The sequence below is a fragment of the Acinetobacter modestus genome (assembly GCF_014636095.1).
In the GTDB taxonomy this organism is placed as follows: domain Bacteria; phylum Pseudomonadota; class Gammaproteobacteria; order Pseudomonadales; family Moraxellaceae; genus Acinetobacter; species Acinetobacter modestus.
Map to the genome: position 1 here is coordinate 98,590 of NZ_BMDV01000007.1, position 18,931 is coordinate 117,520.

21 protein-coding genes are annotated in these 18,931 nt (G+C 39.9%); 13 read left to right on the plus strand and 8 right to left on the minus strand.

Annotation, left to right across the window (positions count from 1 at the left end):
* Nucleotides 1-3: 3 nt before the first annotated feature.
* Together znuC and IEV17_RS14675 are read right to left on the minus strand one after the other, a co-directional pair.
* Nucleotides 4-792 carry a zinc ABC transporter ATP-binding protein ZnuC gene (gene znuC / locus IEV17_RS14670; RefSeq protein ID WP_004665217.1) on the minus strand — a complete coding sequence of 263 codons (789 nt, stop codon included), beginning with the start codon at nt 790-792 and terminating at the stop codon, nt 4-6.
* Entirely contained in the window at nt 765-1,262 is a 498-nt protein-coding gene (locus tag IEV17_RS14675; protein WP_004665215.1) for a transcriptional repressor, read from the minus strand. Before IEV17_RS14675 ends, znuC begins: the two co-directional genes overlap by 28 nt.
* Nucleotides 1,263-1,478: 216 nt before the next feature.
* Between IEV17_RS14675 and IEV17_RS14680 the strand changes: the two genes are divergently transcribed.
* The 11 genes from IEV17_RS14680 to IEV17_RS14730 all read left to right on the plus strand — a co-directional run bounded on the left by IEV17_RS14680 (nt 1,479) and on the right by IEV17_RS14730 (nt 11,939).
* Nucleotides 1,479-2,318: a metal ABC transporter substrate-binding protein gene (locus tag IEV17_RS14680; RefSeq protein WP_004665214.1), complete on the plus strand. Its 840-nt coding sequence runs from the start codon at nt 1,479-1,481 to the stop codon at nt 2,316-2,318.
* Nucleotides 2,319-2,488: 170 nt separating this feature from the next.
* Nucleotides 2,489-2,887 carry an ATP synthase subunit I gene (locus IEV17_RS14685; protein WP_004665211.1) on the plus strand — a complete coding sequence of 133 codons (399 nt, stop codon included), beginning with the start codon at nt 2,489-2,491 and terminating at the stop codon, nt 2,885-2,887.
* Nucleotides 2,888-2,986: 99 nt separating this feature from the next.
* Nucleotides 2,987-3,862, plus strand: a complete 876-nt coding sequence (gene atpB, locus IEV17_RS14690) for a F0F1 ATP synthase subunit A (protein ID WP_004665210.1) — start codon at nt 2,987-2,989, stop codon at nt 3,860-3,862.
* 82 nt (nt 3,863-3,944) lie between these two features.
* Nucleotides 3,945-4,190 (plus strand): F0F1 ATP synthase subunit C, encoded by a 246-nt coding sequence (gene atpE / locus IEV17_RS14695; protein WP_000424060.1) that lies wholly within the window; start codon nt 3,945-3,947, stop codon nt 4,188-4,190.
* A gap of 39 nt (nt 4,191-4,229) precedes the next feature.
* Nucleotides 4,230-4,700: a F0F1 ATP synthase subunit B gene (locus tag IEV17_RS14700; protein WP_004665208.1), complete on the plus strand. Its 471-nt coding sequence runs from the start codon at nt 4,230-4,232 to the stop codon at nt 4,698-4,700.
* A 12-nt stretch (nt 4,701-4,712) separates the two neighbouring features.
* A complete protein-coding gene (locus tag IEV17_RS14705) occupies nt 4,713-5,249 on the plus strand; it encodes a F0F1 ATP synthase subunit delta (protein WP_004665206.1) in 537 nt (178 codons plus the stop codon).
* 42 nt (nt 5,250-5,291) lie between these two features.
* Complete coding sequence (gene atpA / locus IEV17_RS14710) at nt 5,292-6,836, plus strand: F0F1 ATP synthase subunit alpha (RefSeq protein WP_004665204.1); 1,545 nt, start codon at nt 5,292-5,294, stop codon at nt 6,834-6,836.
* Nucleotides 6,837-6,913: 77 nt separating this feature from the next.
* A complete protein-coding gene (gene atpG, locus IEV17_RS14715; protein ID WP_004665202.1) occupies nt 6,914-7,783 on the plus strand; it encodes a F0F1 ATP synthase subunit gamma in 870 nt (289 codons plus the stop codon).
* A gap of 30 nt (nt 7,784-7,813) precedes the next feature.
* The gene (atpD, locus tag IEV17_RS14720) at nt 7,814-9,208 is read left to right on the plus strand and encodes a F0F1 ATP synthase subunit beta (RefSeq protein ID WP_004665200.1); all 1,395 of its coding nucleotides are present in this window, start codon (nt 7,814-7,816) and stop codon (nt 9,206-9,208) included.
* Nucleotides 9,209-9,225: 17 nt separating this feature from the next.
* Entirely contained in the window at nt 9,226-9,645 is a 420-nt protein-coding gene (locus tag IEV17_RS14725) for a F0F1 ATP synthase subunit epsilon (protein ID WP_004665198.1), read from the plus strand.
* A 149-nt stretch (nt 9,646-9,794) separates the two neighbouring features.
* Nucleotides 9,795-11,939 (plus strand): hypothetical protein, encoded by a 2,145-nt coding sequence (locus tag IEV17_RS14730; protein ID WP_004665197.1) that lies wholly within the window; start codon nt 9,795-9,797, stop codon nt 11,937-11,939.
* 31 nt (nt 11,940-11,970) lie between these two features.
* Here the strand turns inward: IEV17_RS14730 and IEV17_RS14735 are convergent, their stop codons facing one another.
* The 4 genes from IEV17_RS14735 to IEV17_RS14750 form a co-directional block, all read right to left on the minus strand.
* On the minus strand, nt 11,971-12,582 hold the full coding sequence (locus tag IEV17_RS14735; protein ID WP_004665195.1) for a PM1805 family lipoprotein: 612 nt from the start codon (nt 12,580-12,582) through the stop codon (nt 11,971-11,973).
* Between the two features lie 172 nt (nt 12,583-12,754).
* The gene (locus IEV17_RS14740) at nt 12,755-13,300 is read right to left on the minus strand and encodes a glutathione peroxidase (RefSeq protein WP_004665193.1); all 546 of its coding nucleotides are present in this window, start codon (nt 13,298-13,300) and stop codon (nt 12,755-12,757) included.
* 118 nt (nt 13,301-13,418) lie between these two features.
* Entirely contained in the window at nt 13,419-14,192 is a 774-nt protein-coding gene (locus tag IEV17_RS14745) for an AraC family transcriptional regulator (protein WP_004665192.1), read from the minus strand.
* A 13-nt stretch (nt 14,193-14,205) separates the two neighbouring features.
* Nucleotides 14,206-15,426 (minus strand): MFS transporter, encoded by a 1,221-nt coding sequence (locus tag IEV17_RS14750; protein ID WP_004665190.1) that lies wholly within the window; start codon nt 15,424-15,426, stop codon nt 14,206-14,208.
* Between the two features lie 128 nt (nt 15,427-15,554).
* Here IEV17_RS14750 and IEV17_RS14755 point away from each other — a divergent pair, with 128 nt between their 5' ends.
* Nucleotides 15,555-16,226 (plus strand): TetR/AcrR family transcriptional regulator, encoded by a 672-nt coding sequence (locus IEV17_RS14755; RefSeq protein WP_004665189.1) that lies wholly within the window; start codon nt 15,555-15,557, stop codon nt 16,224-16,226.
* Nucleotides 16,227-16,323: 97 nt separating this feature from the next.
* The gene (locus tag IEV17_RS14760; protein WP_004665186.1) at nt 16,324-17,244 is read left to right on the plus strand and encodes a DMT family transporter; all 921 of its coding nucleotides are present in this window, start codon (nt 16,324-16,326) and stop codon (nt 17,242-17,244) included.
* Between the two features lie 45 nt (nt 17,245-17,289).
* Here IEV17_RS14760 and IEV17_RS14765 read toward each other — a convergent pair whose 3' ends face one another.
* A complete protein-coding gene (locus tag IEV17_RS14765) occupies nt 17,290-17,640 on the minus strand; it encodes a hypothetical protein (RefSeq protein WP_004665185.1) in 351 nt (116 codons plus the stop codon).
* A gap of 704 nt (nt 17,641-18,344) precedes the next feature.
* Nucleotides 18,345-18,914 (minus strand): L-threonylcarbamoyladenylate synthase type 1 TsaC, encoded by a 570-nt coding sequence (gene tsaC / locus IEV17_RS14770; protein WP_004665183.1) that lies wholly within the window; start codon nt 18,912-18,914, stop codon nt 18,345-18,347.
* Between the last annotated feature and the right edge of the window lie 17 nt (nt 18,915-18,931).

An 18,931-nucleotide genomic window follows, 5' to 3' on the forward strand; every position in this document is an offset into this window, starting at 1 on the left:
CGCTTAGACCTTCGGTTCAGGGTGAATGTGTGGGCGTGGATCATGGGAACAGGGTTCCGCATGATCACTATGTCCACAATGATTGTGATGATGTTGATAGAACATTCGTTGCGTACCAAAAATTGCTTGGTATTCAGGATGCTGCTGAATACTTTCAGGTAGACCACTACAACAAATGTGTTTGTTCAGACAAACAACGCGATGTGTACCTTGCATCACCCATTGTAAATCATGTGAAACCATTAATACCGCGCAACCGTAGCGTTCAGGTAGGCTTCTAACATAGTCGTAAAGCTCAGCTTCGGATTGAATATCCAAACCTTGCATAGGTTCATCAAGCACTAAGATGTCGGGTTGGCGCAGTAGTGCACGTGCCAATAAAACCCGTTGTCGTTCGCCACCTGAGAGTTGTTGTACTTTAGAGGCTTGTAATTTTTGAATGCCCGTATCTCGGATAATTTCTTCGCGTAAATCAGCAGCACAAATTTCTAAATCCAGTAAATCTTGAACCCGTAATGGAAGACTGGCAGACGGATTAAATTTCTGTGGAACGTAAGCGAGTTTTAATTTCTTGGAAAAGTGCACCTTGCCTTTATTCGGTGACATGATGCCAAGCAGTACTTTAATTAAAGTTGATTTACCTGCACCATTTGGACCAATGAGCGTCACAATTTCTTTTGTCTGTAATGCAAAATCAATATTTCTTAAAATATCTCGTTCGTCACGTCGAACAGAAATATTCTCCAACTGAATCAGTGGAGCGCTTATTGGCGAGTGTTGCACTGATGACATTTTCCAGAAATTTCAATAATGCTGTGTTGGGCAGCAAATTGGTCAGAAGCAGCAAGTTGATCGAGCTGTTGAATTAATCCTTGTGCTGAAGCCTCTTTCACTGAATGACATTCAGTGCAAATCAGAAAAGCAGCTTGATGTCCTTCACGTGGGTGGCAACATGGAATATAGGCATTGATCGAGGTCAGTCGATGAATTAAACCTTTTTCTAATAAGAAGTCTAAAGTTCGATAAACTGTAGGTGGGGCAGCAGGGCGGTCTGCTTGACCTTTTATTTTAGCCAATAAGTCGTAAGCGCCCATTGGAGCAGAAGCATTTAGAATGAGTTCAAGCACTTCTTTACGTAAAGGTGTTAAGCGAGCGCCAACTGCAGTACACAAAATTTCTGCTTCAGCAATGCGAGCCTTAATATCGTGATGACCGTGAACACCATGTAAAGCATTGTCATGTTCATGTGAACAAGAACTCATAGGTAGACCTCATTGTTTTTGTAAAATCTATTGCTTTTCATTCGCTCATCGCCTTTATGATATTGCAATAGACTCATTATCATAACACGCAATTCAATATAACCATCTATATAAGTTGAAGCTCGGCAGGCGAGTACGACAAATCTAAAAAAGACATAGGTGTTTTTTAACTTTTGTTATATTATAACACGCTTCGCTGAGCTGAGTAATGTTGTGATGTCCCGCCTAATTGTATTTGTTTTCTTTTCAATGTTAAGTGCATGGGGATGGACTCAAAGTTTAGTTGTTTCAACGCATCCAATTTATTTAATTGCTAAAGAAGTTACAGCAGGTGTAGAAGAGCCTGTTCTGTTACTTGGCGATCAAACTGGGCATGATGTACAACTCACACCTGCTCATCGTAAGGCGATTCAAGATGCTTCGCTGGTATTGTGGCTAGGTAAAGTACATGAAGCACCTTTAGATAAGTTGCTTAATCAAAACCCCAAAGCAATTGCACTTTTAGATTCGGGTATTTTAACGATTTTGCCGCAGCGTAGTTTGCGTGGTGCTGCATTGGCAAACACTGTAGATAGTCATGTCTGGTTAGAGCCAAACAATGCAGTGCGGATAGCTTTCTTTATTGCAACTTTACGTTCACAACAATATCCAGAAAATAAAGCCAAATACATGGCCAATGCAAAAGAGTTTTCGCAACAAATGCTGCAGGTTTCACAGCAATATGAAAGTTCCAATAAAGCAAAACCTTATTGGTCTTATCATGATGCCTATCAATATTTAGAAAGAGCACTCAATTTGAAATTTGCTGGAGCATTGACTGATGATCCTCATATTGCACCCACAGTAGCTCAAATTAAATTCTTAAAAGATAGTCGTCCTAAAACACAAATGTGCTTGTTGGCTGAAACATCAGCAAGTAGTGGTCAATATCAAAAGCTAAATCCAGTCGTGTTCCAACCAGTTGATGAAAGTATGCGTGGTGAAGATAATTTTGTTGCTGCATGGAAAAAATTGGCTTCAAAAACCGATAAATGCGTATTAAGTACTCAAAAATGATGAAAAAAATAAAAATGAGTTGACTCTATCGTCAGAAAATATGCTAACGAAAAAAACAGACTTAAGTCGAGAAAAGATTGCATGTTCAGGGGTGTAACTCTATAATGCCTGCGATTCGAAACGATCATCAATAAAACTTGTCAAGCAGTTATGTTGTGAGTGGATAAAAAATGAGCCAAACTAGTCGCTTGATTGACCGACGATTAGCAAAAGCTTTGGTCTTCTTACAAGCGTGTATGATTCCTGTTGCAGCTTTGCTTGCATGGATGATGAAAGACACCACTGCTGCTCTAAGTGCTGCGCTTGGGGCTTTGGTATGTTGGTTGGCACATTGTTATTTTGCTTGGCAGTCGTTTAGAACGGCAGGCGCAAGAGCATCAAAACAAGTCATGCTGAACATGTATCGAGGGATGCTCGGTAAGTTTGCAATCGTGATCGTGGGTTTTATTTTAATTTTGAGCAATGTTAAACCGCTGTCACCGGTTGCGTTGTTTTGTGGATTTATCCTCGTTCAAACGATGTCGTGGGTCGCGCCATTTTGGGTGTCACGTCTACAAAAACGAGTTTAAAACACATTTAAGATTTTTTGGAAGTGTGAGTGAGATTATTGCAGTTCGCAGAATTCGCTTCGCTTCTTTTTAATGATTGACATTGACCAGGTGTGATTTATGGCTGCTGAAGAACATGCCCTTACTTCGACCGAGTATATCAAGCATCACTTGACCAATATGACCTATGGCAAAATGCCTGATGGTACATGGAAGTTGGCTGAGACTGCTGAAGAAGCTCATTCGATGGGGTTCACTGCAATTCACTTGGATTCAATGGGTTGGTCTATCGGACTTGGTGTCATTTTCTGTTTGTTATTTTGGACAGTTGCGAAGGCTGCAAATGCTGGCGTTCCAACTAAATTCCAATCTGCAATCGAAATGATTATCGAGTTTGTGGACTCAAGTGTTCGTGATACTTTCCACGGCAAATCGCGTTTAATTGCTCCTTTATCATTGACCATCTTCGTGTGGATTTTCCTCATGAACGCAATGGACTTGATTCCTGTTGACTGGATTCCTTTCCTAGCTCAAAAGATTGGCGCAAGCGTGTTTGGTATGGACCCTCACCACGTTTATTTCAAGGTTGTTCCATCTACAGATCCTAACATTACCCTTGGTATGTCATTGTCTGTATTTGCACTGATCTTGTTCTATAGTATTCGTGAAAAAGGGATCGGCGGTTTCGTCGGTGAATTGGCACTTAACCCATTTAACCCAAGTAACCCAGTTGCAAAAGCGTTATTGATTCCAGTGAACTTGATTTTGGAATTAGTAACTTTTCTTGCTCGACCAGTTTCGTTGGCTCTACGACTGTTCGGTAACATGTATGCGGGTGAGTTAATCTTCATCTTAATCGCGTTATTACCGTTCTGGATTCAATGGGCGTTATCTGTGCCTTGGGCTATTTTCCACATTCTTGTAATCACGTTGCAAGCATTCATCTTTATGATGCTGACCATCGTTTACTTGAGCATGGCAAGCGAAAAGCATTAATGGTATTGCCTAATTATCAATCGATGGTTAGGCTTAAATTTTAGTTTAATTTGGTAATAACCTAACCTCTGAGGAATTTTTCATGGAACTCACTTTAGGTCTAGTTGCAATTGCATCTGCTATCTTGATCGCTTTTGGTGCTTTAGGTACTGCGATTGGCTTCGGTCTTTTAGGTGGCCGCTTCTTAGAAGCTGTTGCTCGTCAACCAGAATTGGCTCCACAACTTCAAACTCGTATGTTCTTAATTGCGGGTCTTCTTGATGCTGTGCCTATGATCGGTGTTGGTATTGGCTTGTTCTTCATCTTCGCTAATCCATTTGTAGGTTAATAGCTTAATTCCTAAATCCACATATTGAGGAATAGCGAAATGAATATCAACCTCACATTGATTGGTCAAGCGATTGCATTTGCGTTCTTTGTCGCATTCTGCATGAAGTTCGTTTGGCCACCACTAATCAATGCGATTAGTGAGCGTCAGCGTAAAATCGCTGATGGCTTAAATGCTGCTGAAAAAGCAAAAGCTGACCTTGCTGATGCGCAAGCACAAGTTAAGGCAGAATTAGACGCAGCAAAAGCACAAGCGGCTCAATTGATCGAACAAGCGAACCGTCGTGCAGCACAATTGGTAGAAGAAGCGCGTACCCAAGCATCTGCTGAAGGTGAGCGTATTCGTCAACAGGCGAAAGAAACTGTTGATCAAGACATCAATGCTGCTCGCGAAGAATTACGTCAACAAGTTGCTGCTTTGGCAGTTGCTGGCGCAGAAAAAATTCTGAACCAACAAGTTGACGCAGAAGCTCATAATGCCATGCTGACTCAGCTGGCTGCTAAACTTTAAGCGAGGCGAAATATGGCTGAACTCTTGACGTTGGCACGCCCATACGCTAAGGCAGCATTTGCTTATGCATCTGAGCAAAATGCAACTGACTCTTGGTCAAATGCATTACAACTGCTCAGTGCTGCGGTGCAAGATGAAGCATTTTCCGCTTATTTAAATCGCCCTGAGTTGACTCCTGCGGAGCAGGTAAGTCTTTTTGCGAAAGTTTTAGGTGAAGATCAATCACAAGCAGTGTCGAACTTTTTGACATTACTTGCAGATAATGATCGTTTAGTTTTATTGCCTGAAATTGCAGCAGAATACGAATTACTTAAATCGCAGAACAACAACACTTTGGAAGTAGAGATTGAATCTGCTTTTCCATTAGATGCGACACAAGAGCATATTTTAGCTCATGCGCTTGAAAAACGTTTTAACAGAACTGTTCATGTGACTGTTAGCGTTAATCCAGCGTTAATCGCAGGTGTTGTGATTCATGCAGGCGACCAAGTGATAGATGACTCTGCGCTTAACAAGCTTGAAAAAATGCGGACTCGTCTTCTTGCGTAATAGCAAAAAGACTGAACTTAAAAAAGATTGAGGAATAGCGCAATGCAACAACTGAATCCATCCGAGATCAGTGCGCTCATTAAACAGCGTATCGGCGATCTGGACACCAGCGCGACCGCGAAGAATGAAGGTACCATCGTCATGGTATCTGACGGTATCGTGCGTATTCACGGTCTTGCGGATGCAATGTACGGTGAAATGATCGAATTCGACGGCGGCTTATTTGGTATGGCACTGAACCTAGAACAGGATTCAGTGGGTGCCGTTGTTTTAGGTAACTACCTAAGCCTGCAAGAAGGTCAAAAAGCTCGTTGTACAGGTCGTGTATTAGAAGTTCCGGTTGGTCCAGAACTTCTAGGCCGTGTCGTAGATGCTTTAGGTAACCCAATTGATGGTAAAGGCCCAATTGATGCAAAATTAACTGATGCTGTTGAAAAAGTAGCACCAGGCGTAATTTGGCGTCAATCAGTCGACGAACCTGTTCAAACTGGTTATAAATCAGTTGATACCATGATCCCTGTAGGTCGTGGTCAGCGTGAGTTGATTATTGGTGACCGTCAAACTGGTAAAACAGCAATGGCGATCGATGCGATCATCGCTCAGAAAAATTCGGGCATTAAATGTGTATACGTTGCGATTGGTCAAAAACAATCAACAATTGCAAACGTTGTACGTAAGCTAGAAGAAACTGGCGCTATGGCGTATACAACTGTTGTCGCAGCTGCGGCAGCTGATCCTGCAGCAATGCAGTATTTAGCTCCGTACTCTGGTTGTACAATGGGTGAATACTTCCGTGATCGTGGTGAAGATGCGTTAATTATTTATGATGATTTGTCTAAGCAAGCTGTTGCTTACCGTCAAATTTCATTGTTATTACGTCGTCCACCAGGTCGTGAAGCGTATCCAGGTGACGTATTCTATCTTCACTCACGTCTTCTTGAGCGTGCTTCGCGCGTTTCAGCTGACTATGTTGAGAAGTTCACGAACGGTGCAGTAACTGGTCAGACTGGTTCTTTAACTGCGTTGCCGATCATTGAAACTCAAGCGGGTGACGTATCTGCATTCGTACCAACCAACGTAATTTCGATTACTGACGGTCAGATCTTCTTAGAAACATCATTATTCAACGCAGGTATTCGTCCTGCTGTGAACGCGGGTATCTCTGTATCGCGTGTTGGTGGTTCTGCTCAAACTAAGATCATCAAAAAATTGTCTGGTGGTATCCGTACTGCTTTAGCACAATACCGTGAATTGGCTGCGTTTGCTCAGTTCGCTTCTGATCTTGATGAAGCAACTCGTAAGCAACTTGAGCATGGTCAACGTGTAACTGAGTTAATGAAGCAGAAACAATATGCTCCTTACTCAATTGCTGACCAAGCTGTTTCTGTTTATGCATCTAACGAAGGCTATATGGCTGACGTAGAAGTGAAGAAAATCGTAGACTTTGATACTGCGTTAATTTCTTACTTCCGTTCTGAATATGCTGCGTTAATGCAACAGATCGATGAAACTGGTGATTATAACAAAGACATCGAAGCAGCAATCAAATCAGGTATTGAGAGCTTCAAAGCGACTCAAACTTACTAAGTTTACCTTTAGTTAAGTTTGGTTCACGGATCAACCTTCGAAAGCTCGAAAGGGCTTTCGAATACTAGGTTAAGCGTATGGCAAATTTAAAAGAAATTCGCGCCAAAGTAGCTAGTATCAAGAGCACGCAAAAGATTACTCGCGCGATGCAAATGGTAGCTGCTTCTAAAATGCGTCGTGCGCAAGAGCGCATGGCTCAGGGCCGTCCGTATGCCGATAATATGCGCCGTGTAATTGCTCACTTAGTTCAAGCAAACCCTGAATACAAACACCGTTATATGGTTGACCGCCCAGTTAAGCGTGTTGGCTATATCGTAGTGTCTTCAGATCGTGGCTTGGCGGGTGGCTTGAACATTAACTTGTTCAAGAAAGTTGTGCAGCATGTCAAAGCACAACAACAGCAGTCAATTGAAGTTGAATTTGCTTTGATTGGTCAAAAAGCGGTTTCGTTTTTTAAGAATTACGGCGGTAAAGTGCTTGGTGCAACGACCCAACTTGGCGATGCGCCGAGTTTGGAACAGTTAACTGGCTCTGTACAAGTAATGCTTGATGCATTTGATAAAGGCGAATTAGATCGTATCTACCTCGTTTCAAATGGTTTCGTCAATGCAATGACTCAACAGCCTAAAGTAGAACAACTTGTTCCTTTAGCACCAGCGCAAGCAGGCGATGATCTCAACCGTACTTATGGTTGGGACTATATCTACGAACCAGAAGCAGAAGAATTGTTAAATGGTTTGTTGGTTCGCTATATCGAGTCTATGGTTTATCAAGGTGTGATTGAAAACGTTGCATGTGAGCAATCTGCTCGTATGGTCGCGATGAAAGCAGCGACGGACAACGCAGGACAATTGATTAAAGACCTACAACTCATTTACAACAAGCTGCGTCAAGCCGCGATTACTCAGGAAATTTCCGAGATCGTTGGCGGTGCCGCTGCCGTTTAACATTATTAAGTTTGAATTGAGGAGACAGCAATGAGTAGCGGTCGTATCATTCAGATCATCGGCGCGGTTATCGACGTCGAGTTTGAGCGCAATAGCGTTCCTAAGATCTATGACGCTCTCCAAGTTGACGGTACTGAAACTACATTAGAAGTTCAGCAACAGCTTGGCGATGGTGTTGTTCGTACCATCGCAATGGGTTCTACAGAAGGTCTTAAACGTGGTCTTAATGTAACTAGTACAAATGCACCGATTTCTGTTCCAGTTGGCCCAGCTACGCTTGGTCGTATTATGGACGTTTTAGGTCGCCCTATTGATGAAGCAGGTCCTGTAGCGACTGAAGCACGTTTGCCAATTCACCGTCAAGCGCCTTCTTATGCTGAACAAGCAGCTTCTACTGATCTTTTAGAAACAGGTATTAAAGTCATCGACTTACTTTGCCCGTTTGCAAAAGGTGGTAAAGTTGGTTTATTCGGTGGTGCGGGTGTTGGTAAAACCGTTAACATGATGGAGTTGATCAACAACATCGCGAAAGCACACTCAGGTTTATCTGTGTTTGCTGGTGTTGGTGAGCGTACTCGTGAAGGTAACGACTTCTATCACGAAATGAAAGATTCTAACGTTCTTGACAAAGTAGCAATGGTCTACGGTCAGATGAACGAGCCACCAGGTAACCGTTTACGCGTAGCGTTAACTGGTTTGACTATGGCTGAATACTTCCGTGATGAAAAAGACGAAAATGGTAAAGGTCGTGACGTATTATTATTCGTCGACAACATCTACCGTTATACACTTGCGGGTACTGAAGTATCAGCATTGTTAGGTCGTATGCCATCTGCGGTAGGTTACCAACCGACACTTGCAGAAGAAATGGGTGTTCTTCAAGAGCGTATTACGTCTACTAAGTCTGGTTCGATCACATCGATCCAAGCTGTATACGTACCTGCGGATGACTTGACTGACCCATCACCTGCAACAACGTTTGCTCACTTAGATGCAACAGTAGTATTGAGCCGTGACATCGCATCTTCTGGTATTTACCCAGCGATCGATCCACTTGACTCAACTTCACGTCAGTTAGACCCATTGGTTGTTGGTACTGAGCATTATGAAATTGCACGTTCTGTACAGAACGTTTTGCAACGTTATAAAGAGCTTAAAGACATCATCGCAATCTTGGGTATGGATGAGTTAGCAGAAGAAGATAAATTGGTTGTTTACCGTGCGCGTAAAATCCAACGTTTCTTCTCTCAACCATTCCACGTAGCTGAAGTGTTTACTGGTGCTCCTGGTAAATTAGTACCACTTAAAGAAACGATTCGTGGCTTTAAAGGTCTATTAGCTGGTGAATACGATCACATCCCAGAACAAGCGTTCTATATGGTTGGTGGTATTGACGAAGTGATTGCTAAAGCTGAGAAACTCTAATTTAAGGAGATCATCTCATGGCGACTATGCAATGTGATGTCGTAAGTGTTAAAGAGTCTATTTACTCTGGACAAGTTACGATGTTAATCGCAAAAGGTGCGGGTGGTGAGCTAGGTATTTTACCAGGGCATGCGCCACTTGTAACTTTACTCCAACCGGGACCGATCCGTGTTCAGTTGGAAAATGGTACAGAAGAAATCGTGTATGTATCAGGCGGTGTGTTAGAAGTTCAACCTCATGTTGTTACGGTTCTTGCAGATACTGCAATCCGTGCTGACAACTTAGATGAAGCTGCAATTATGGAAGCTCGTAAACAAGCTGAACAATTGTTAGCAAATCAAAAGAGTGATTTGGACTCGGCTGCTGCTCTTGCTGCGCTTGCAGAAACTGCGGCTCAGCTTGAAACCATCCGTAAAATCAAGAATCGCGCAATGTAATTGCAGATTTAAGATTGAGAAAGCCACCGAAAGGTGGCTTTTTTATTTGCTAAAAACATAATAAGATGAGGCTTTAGAGCAGTAGATAAATCTTTGATCTAAATTTTTATTCAATCAATAGCACTTATAAAAATTTGATTAGGAAAAGTATGTTAGCAAGTAATGTCTTAAAGTTGCGTTTAGATCGCATTGAGCAACAAGGGCATCATTTATCAGTTAGAGATCAACTGAAGCTTGTTACATTAGCTCAGCCAGAATTAACAGCAGGCTTTTATTCCCACTTGCTTCAGCTGACTCTGCCTAAAATATGGCATTTTCAGCATCATACAACTGATGAGATTGTATGTTCATTACGCTTGATCGAGCTAATTATTCGTACTTTTATTCCTAAATATAAGCAACATGCTCATCGTTTTGCATGGTTTGAACAGTGCCTAGCATTTCGTTTGCAGTATGCAGATCAATCGTTTAATCAAGAAGATTTACATGATATAGCGATTCATTTAGAAAAATGCAAAGAAAGCCCTCAGAAACTTAATATTTTAAAACAATTACATGAGCAATATCATCAAATTGACATTCAACTTGTGCTGGCAAAGTCTTATAAAGCTATAGAAGATTGGTCTTCTGCAATTGAGATCTATCAGAAAGTATTCAAACAACAAGCGGTGCAATTGGAAGAAGTCCGCTATGATTTTATTTATTGTTTATTAAATCGAAATCATTCATCTAGCCAACTGAAAAATAGTGATGCCATTGAAGCATTACAATACTTAGGTGACGTAGATCAGATACAGCAACAAAGTAAACACGAGCACTTTACCCAATGGGCTGTTTCATTGATATTGCCTGAGTCTATGCAATCTGATTCGATGCACGCAACGCCATTTTTTGGTTTGCAGAAGCGTTTAAAACAAGCTGGGAATTCTTTCAATGATTGGTTAATTACCGATGAGTTTATTCTTCCTTATTCTAAAAATATCATTGAAGATGCACCTAAGCTTCTAAGTAATCAAGAAATTATCGTTAATCTTGATCGTCATAAATCTGCCAATACCGCTTTAAAGACAATTTTAACAAATCGGGATTTAAAAATTGTTAGTGGTATCAATACTGCAAATTATACGCTTGGTTTTATTTGGAATTATCTACAGATTAATCCACTGATTCTAGATGCTTTAGTTGCTGCATCAGAGAACGATGTAGATACATTTTATAATTTAAAACAAATTCCAGCTCCTGATTATGATCACGATGCAGCTTTAAAGCATTTGTCTTCCTATTTAGCAAAACAACAAGTGGCTTATAATTTAAGTCAACAAGGTCATGCGATTGAATTTGCTGAACATTCACATTTATCTGGTTTCGATTTGATTGTTGATGGAACACCAATGCAGGTGAAGTGTAGTTTAGATGTTGGTGCGATTGAACAATTTGCGCAGCAACATCCACATATCGCCATTATCGTGAATATTGAATTAGCACATTTGCAGGAAAAGTATTCTTCAATTTTTGCAGACTTAGCACTCAGTTTTGAAGCGGTACAACGAACGGCACAAGTAAGCTTGAACTATCCAGTTGGCGTGGATGGTTATTTACCCATTCCACTCATGAACACTGGATTTGCGGTATATCGTAATTTTAATTCCATACAAGGAAAACAAATCCGTCCTTATTCACAGCCTCAGTCAATGATGAAAAATAGTTTAGCAATCGGTGCTGCAATTGGTGGTGTTGTAACGGGCTCAATTGGCGCTTTTGTAGTGGGAAGTCTGGCGATATATCGGACTTGGCGAGTACAAAAAATTGAAAGACGTAAACCTTTACAACAAAAACAACAATTATTGATGCAACGAAATCAACTTATGGATTTATTGATTGATTTTGCTGAGTGGTTTAATCAATATTTATTAAAATATCGTGTTGATATATATGCTTATCAACTGCGACAGATTGAAATGAAATTGATGGGGCGGATCTCTGAAGCGGTGATTTCTACGACGTTGTTTGCTTATAAATTTGAAGCGCATCAACGTGCATACCAATTACATATCTGGATGCAAAAACAATTAGCAGATGAAAATCCCAAGCGCAGAGTACAAGCAGGTTGGGTTGCATTAGCGCAATCCAATCAGTTTATGTCAGTCGAATTAAAACAACGGGTCAGTTTGATAAATGCTGAGCTCGAAAAGTATAAACAGATGACTCAGTATGGTATGCACCGCGAGCAGTTGCCGCAACAGGATCAGAATGATGTAATTCAGAACCGCGCTATCCAAAATATGCTGATATGACTCAACCTTGATTTAAAAAACAGATTTGGGGTTAGGCCTTTGTATTGTTTGATACAGTACTGTTATTGAGTACTAGGCTAGCAAGTTTTACCATATTCATTTGAATCGTATTGAATTGTTTTTCAATTTTAGCAAAGTCAATTTTACTAAGATCTGTTTGACCATGTAACAGTGGCATCGTCAATAACTGTTGATTTGCGGAAAGTAGGCTCTGACGGATTTGATTAACTTCATGACTTTTTAAATTAAGAGACAGTAAAGTATCATGCAGGCCATGCAGTTCTTGTTTTAAATCGCCCGCAGCATGTTGTAATTGACGGGTGTTTTTATCTTGAATTGCTTGCTCAAGGCTATTCTGTGATTGCTTTAATAAAGTCACATAATCATCTGTTTCGAACTGTAATTTTGCGATATCTCGAGCAATATTCAGCATATTGCCATTACTTAAATTTTCCTCTTCTGAAATTGTAGTCTTACTCATCATCTCTTTTTCTCCATCTCGCGCTGATGGTTGCTCGAATTCACTATTTTTTTCTAAATAGCTATTTTCTGGTGGAGTCTGATCGCAAGCTGTAAGTAAAAACGATGCTGCCAAAAGTGTTATGGTTGATAAAGTGGCTTTGATAGATAAATTTTCCATCATGGCAAAAAGATACTAGCTTATGAGAAGCGAGCACTATAATGATAAAAAATGAAGAAAAAAGTGATTGTTGCAATTCACCAACATTTTGCGAGATGAAATCTATAGAAATTGGATTTAATATTTAAAATAGAAAAGAATAGATAAGCTATTCTTTTCTATAAACTTATAAAATTTATTTTGCTAATTCAGCTTCAATCGCAGTGACGATACGTTCATCATCTGCGGTAATGTCAGGTGCAAAACGCGCTACGATTTCCCCATTTTTATTGACTAAGAATTTTTCAAAATTCCAAAGTACTTCAGGCGGATTGTTTGGTGTTAAGCCATAATCAACGAGGTCTTTCCACCAAGGGCCTTCACCAAGACGTTCTGGAATTGCTTGTATGAGTGTTTGATATAAAGGATGTTTATCTTCACCTGCAACAGAGATTTTTGCAAATAAAGGGAAGTGGACGTCATAGTTGAGTGAACAGAATTGTTCGATTTCATCATTTGTCCCTGGTTCTTGCTCTAAGAAGTTATTTGCAGGGAAGCCTAAAATTTCTAAGCCCTGATCTTTTTTCGCTTGATAAAGTTTTTCTAGGCCTTCGTACTGTGGGGTTAAGCCACATTTTGAGGCTACGTTAACAATTAGTAGAACTTTACCTTGATATTGATCAAGATCAACGTCTTGACCTTTAATATCTTTAACTGGAATGTGATAAACCGACTGGCTCATGGAATACATCCTAATTTGTTGTTGTGAAAAGACTTGTTTGTTTTAACTGCTAATTTCGTAGAGTGCAATCCTCTTGATATGAATCTATACAAATTATGAGCAAAAGCACATCTTGCATTTATATCGAGGCATTTTTGAGTTGAATAGGGGTCTGTCCTGTATAGCGTTTGAAGAATTCAATAAAGCTAGAGCTATGGTGATAACCTAAAGTATATGCCAATTGTTTAATGGTCATGCCTTGACGAATTTGATTGATTGCAAAAATAATTTTGGCTCGATTGCGCCATTCTGACAGAGAGAGTTGCAATTCTTGTTGGCTCAGCCGTAACACATGGCGCTCACTGACCGTAAAGTTATATAGCACTTGTTGAAGGCTCATATTGAATTGTTCAGGATCCGCAAGTTTTTCTAAGATCGGTGCTAAGACTGGGTGATTGCTTTGAGGTAAATAGTGAGAATGTGCTGGCGCTTGCTTCAATTGGTCAAATAAAACTTGCAGTAAATGCTCGAGATATTCAGGAGAACTCTTACTCTTTTGTTGTTCTAAAATTTGAATAACTAACGCACGGAAAAAAGGTTCAATACTAAAACAACGACAAACGTCCCCTAGAAATCTTCCAAATTTGGGATGTAATCGAATGCAAATATAATGAATTTCATGTTCAACAGGTAGCGATTGATGCCCAGTGTGTGGCGGTAACCATAATCCATAGCTAGGCGGAGATAAATAATATTTGCCCTCAATATCGAACTCTAAAGTACCATTTAAACTAAAATTAAAATCACCCCAAAGTGAAGAGTGTGGACTGACAACATCATCTTTCTGATAAAGAAATTCATGTACTTCGATACCATTTAAAAAAGAGAATTTTTCAGTCTCATCATACTTCATTCGGGGTTCTCATTTAATTTTCACAAGTGACTTTAGGATTGTTCAAACCTTTTGCTAAGGTGAAAATACTGATTAATGCTAAGACAACAAAGCTGATCACACCATAAATTAAGATATTTTCATTGAAGTAATCAACTACATATCCCCCTAATAATGACCCAATAGCGATCATAACTTGGAACATACACACAAATAGTGGCATACCTTTCTCGACCGCATTCGGTGCGTGAACAAACATCCAAATATTTGCTGAAGTTGGAAATGCGCCAAAAGCAAAGCCCCATAGTGCAGTTAATACAATCGCACCAAATTCGTGAATTGCAAAGAGGGGGAAACCAAAGAATACGATTGCGAAACAGATGCCGACAAAGGCGAGTGTGTAGCGAACATTTAAGTTACCACTGTAGCCTGCAAAAGCGTTCCCGAAAATACCTGCAATGCCATATAGCAGTAGTAATGAGCTGATGGTTGTGCCATCAAATCCTGCGATATTTTTGAAAAAAGGTGCTAGATAACTATAAGCACAAAAATGTGCAAGACCAATTAAAAGTACGATCAACATACCACTACGTGCTTTCGGAATTCTGAGTAAAGCCGGTAGATCACGTAAATGAATGGCAGCGTCGGGAGTTAACTTTGGCAAGAAGATGATTTGTAATAACAGCACGATCAAGCCAATTGCTGCGGTAATGCCAAATGCGCTACGCCAACCATAAAACTCACTGAGCCAAGTGCCGATAGGTACACCTAATACCGTTGCAAATGTTACACCTGCCATGACCACCGCCGTTGCTTTGGCAATTGGAAGTTTTGCAGGTGCAAGTTTGCCACTTAGGGCAATTGCTGTTGCCCAAAAGCCACCAATCGCAATTCCGAGCACCAAACGGCTCACTAAGAGTAGATTAAAGCTATCCGCAAATGCAGTAATCGTATTGGCAACCACCATGATTGCGGTAAGAAAGATTAAAACATAGCGTCGATCAAGTTGTTTAACAAAAATAGGCAGCAGAGGTGCAGCAAATGCGGCCATGACTCCAGGTAAAGTAATGATTAAGCCAGCCGTACCAACAGAAATATGCAAGTCAGTTGCAACACTATTGAGTACCCCCACAGGTAAGAACTCACTGGTGACGAGAGCAAATGCACCAATTGCAACAGCTAAAATGGCATACCAACTGCCTTGAGTTTCTGTTGATGTACTGGGATATATTTTGGGAGGGTTAGGGTTTTGCATAAGAAATTCTCTTTATTGTTATAAGGATAACAATAAATTTTAAATAGCATTTAGTTTTTTATAACGATCGTTATTAAATAAAATAGTTGATAAAAAACGATGCGTCAATTAATTTAATAGTGATCGTTATGAAAATATCTGCGGCATTTATGAAAAATACCCATGAGTCCATCGCCATACCATGCGATGACAATGCAAAAAAAAAGCGTGGTCGCCCTAAATGTTTTAATGAGCAACAAGCTTTAGAAAAGGCAATGTTACTGTTTTGGGAACATGGTTATGAAGCAACTTCAATCAGTGATTTAACACATGCTTTACAACTAACCGCACCGAGTTTGTACAGCAGTTTTGGCGATAAAACGGGGCTTTTTTATCAGTGTATTGACTATTATCTGGCGCATGAGGCATGTCCGATTGAAGCAATATTTTTAGAAGCAAAAACAGCTAAAGTCGCATTTGAGCTCTTTCTTTATGAAAATGTACAGCGTTTAGCACAACCCAATAAACCAGCAGGTTGTATGTTAGTGGTTGCAACGATGAACTGTTCGGATAATGCTCAGGAGGTGCAACATAATATTCTTGAAAAAAGGTTGAAGACTAAGCAAAAAATGTTAGAACGTTTACAACAAGGTGTTGAAAATGGAGACATTAACAGAACTGCGCCACTTCAAGAAATAGCAGATTTCTATACAACGGTATTACAAGGGCTGACCATTCAAGCACGTGATGGTGCTACTGTTAAACAACTGCATAAAGTAGTAGAACATGCGATGCGTAGCTGGGAGTTGTTTGAGTTCTAATGTCCTAACCGCGATATAAATGTCTGAAATACGATATTTCAATTATTTTAGACATCTTTCAGAATATTCCTAATCCAGAAATATTGTGAGATGGCTGATGACTCAGTTAAGTAGATACCAAAAATGGGCATTTGTACTGCCATTGATAGCAGTCTTAATTTGGTCGTTAAATATTGCAGTGACTCGTTATGTTGCGGACTATATTTCACCCGTCAGTATTAGTTTTTATCGTTGGTTTGTTGCCTTTCTCATTTTGACACCATTTATGTTGCCTAAAGTATGGAAACAGCGAGCTTTGATTCGCCCATATATTCCTAAATTAGCAGTTCTTAGCGCTTTTGGAATGGTGTTGTATCAAGGGCTTTCTTATACAGCAGCACATTATACCACTGCAACAAATATGGGTATTGTAAATGCCTTTGTTCCAGTTTTTACCATTTTTATTTCCTATATTATTTTAAAAGATAAGCCAAATCGATTTGCGATTTTTGGCAGTTTCTTATCATTTTTTGGCCTACTTTATGTGATGAGCCAAGGGCATTTCTCTCGCTTATTTGACCAAGGAGGACATTGGGGAGATGCTGTCATGGTCTTGGCTGTAGGCTTTTATGCATTTTATGGCGTCTTTCTAAAAAAATGGCAAGTACAATTGCCATTGATGACCAGTCTCTATATCCAAATCGCTTTTGCGTTGCTATACCATCTTCCATTTCTACTTTGGTTGGGCTTAGATGCAATTAATGTAGATAATGCAGCAAGTGTATTGTATGCCGGCATTTTTCCATCGTTGATCGCACCTTTATTATGGATGATTGCTGTACAAACCATTGGTCCAAACCGTACTAGTATTTTTATGAATTTGATGCCTGTATTTACTGCAATTATTGCAAGTGTATGGCTATCTGAGCATTGGACGATTTATCATACCATTGGCGGTCTGATGATCCTGATGGGGATCATTATGGCGCAGAAGAAAACGGTTAAAGCATTGGCTCCGCTGGCTGAATCTGCATCCTAAATGTGAAAAAAGGATGTGGAGCTTATGTAAAACTCCACATTAGTTTTATTTACTGCCGATCCAGAATTTAATCCCATCACCTTTTAGTGTGAGCTTTCCATCCTTATCAGTTGTCGCATAAGCAACGCCTAGGACTTTACCATAACCATAATCGCTCGCACTTTCGATCATAGCGTAATCATTAGCCATGGCATGTACACCAATACCATTGACCTTTAACTTCTTAGCAAAGTCTGGATGAGTAACAAAGAAGCTACCATCACGACCCTTGTTAGTGCGGGTACAAGGGCCTTGGTAAGAACCTTTACCTTTTAACTCAATCTTGCAATAGAGTTCACTACTGGCAAATGTAGTGACAGGTAAAAGTAATAATGCAGCTAGAATGACGTTTTTCATTTAATCACCATGCAAAGAATTTGATGTTACGGATTTCTGCATTATAAGGGTTTTAATTTATGGTGGACCAGCATCCCAGTTCTTTCTTTGATGGGGTAAGGAATTCAGCGTGAGTAAATAAACCATTATCTTTGTACAATTCTACCATGGAAATATTAAAGCGTAGTTTTTCGCCATCTTCAGGATTTTTAATTGGTAAAACAAATTCGGGGGTTGACAAACTGTACATTATGTTGCATTTGCCGCGATACATAGTCTTACCATCCGTTTCTAGGAAACAGGTTATGTCCCCAGACTGCGTGGTTCCGCCAGCGAAAGTTATTTTTGGTGCGTTTGTTTAAAATATCAACAAACGCACCAAAAATATTTTTTGATGACTGTGCTTTCTATATGATTTGCAAATATATTTTTAAGATTTACTAAATTTATGATCAAAAAAAAGCTGAATAAAAATAGAAATATAATTTTATTGAAATTTTAAAACTGACAAAAATGGTACGCTTTTCACATTTTTTGTTAGATAAATAATATATTTGTATAAATCAAATGATTGATCCATAATAGCTTTCAGAGTAGCTAGATTCATTTTTAACGATGAATATACTCAACCAATTTGCAGACCCTCTGGATGTGATTATGCACATCCTTTTTATGCTCAGTTATCCCTATATAACTGAGCTTTTTTTTATTCACTATTTACATAATTAAGCGCGAATTACTTCACCTGTTAAAGCGTTGAGAATTCGACTAGGTTCTTGGCTAAGTCCTAAATCACCCTCTAAATAATTCAGGGATGTACCAAAATAACCTTGAGCTTGTTCTAAATTCTGTGCTGGGTTTAGTCCCGCGGGATTGGCACTGGTCGATACAATAAAGCCGCCAAAAGCATTACAGAGTTTGACGCATAAAGGATGCGTGGTTACACGTACAGCAACCAAAGGATGTTGACCTTTAATCCAAATAGGAATGTGCTCATCAGCGGGGAGTAACCATGTGGTCGCTCGTTCAGTTACTACACGATCTGTCCAACTATCAATCACTTGCTTACGTATCTTTGGAGCTAAGCTTTGTAACAAATGCTCAACTTGCCCTAAGTGACCCGCCAATAAAATGACTCCTTTTTCAATTGGACGATGTTTTAGCTCAAGAATGTTTTGAAAAGCTTGTTGATTGAATGGATCGCAGCCTAAGCCCCAAACAGCTTCTGTTGGATAAGCAAGAACTTGTCCTTGCTTCAAAAGCTGTGCTGCTTCCGAAATTGATGAGGTAATCATGGGATTATGTTTAGCGA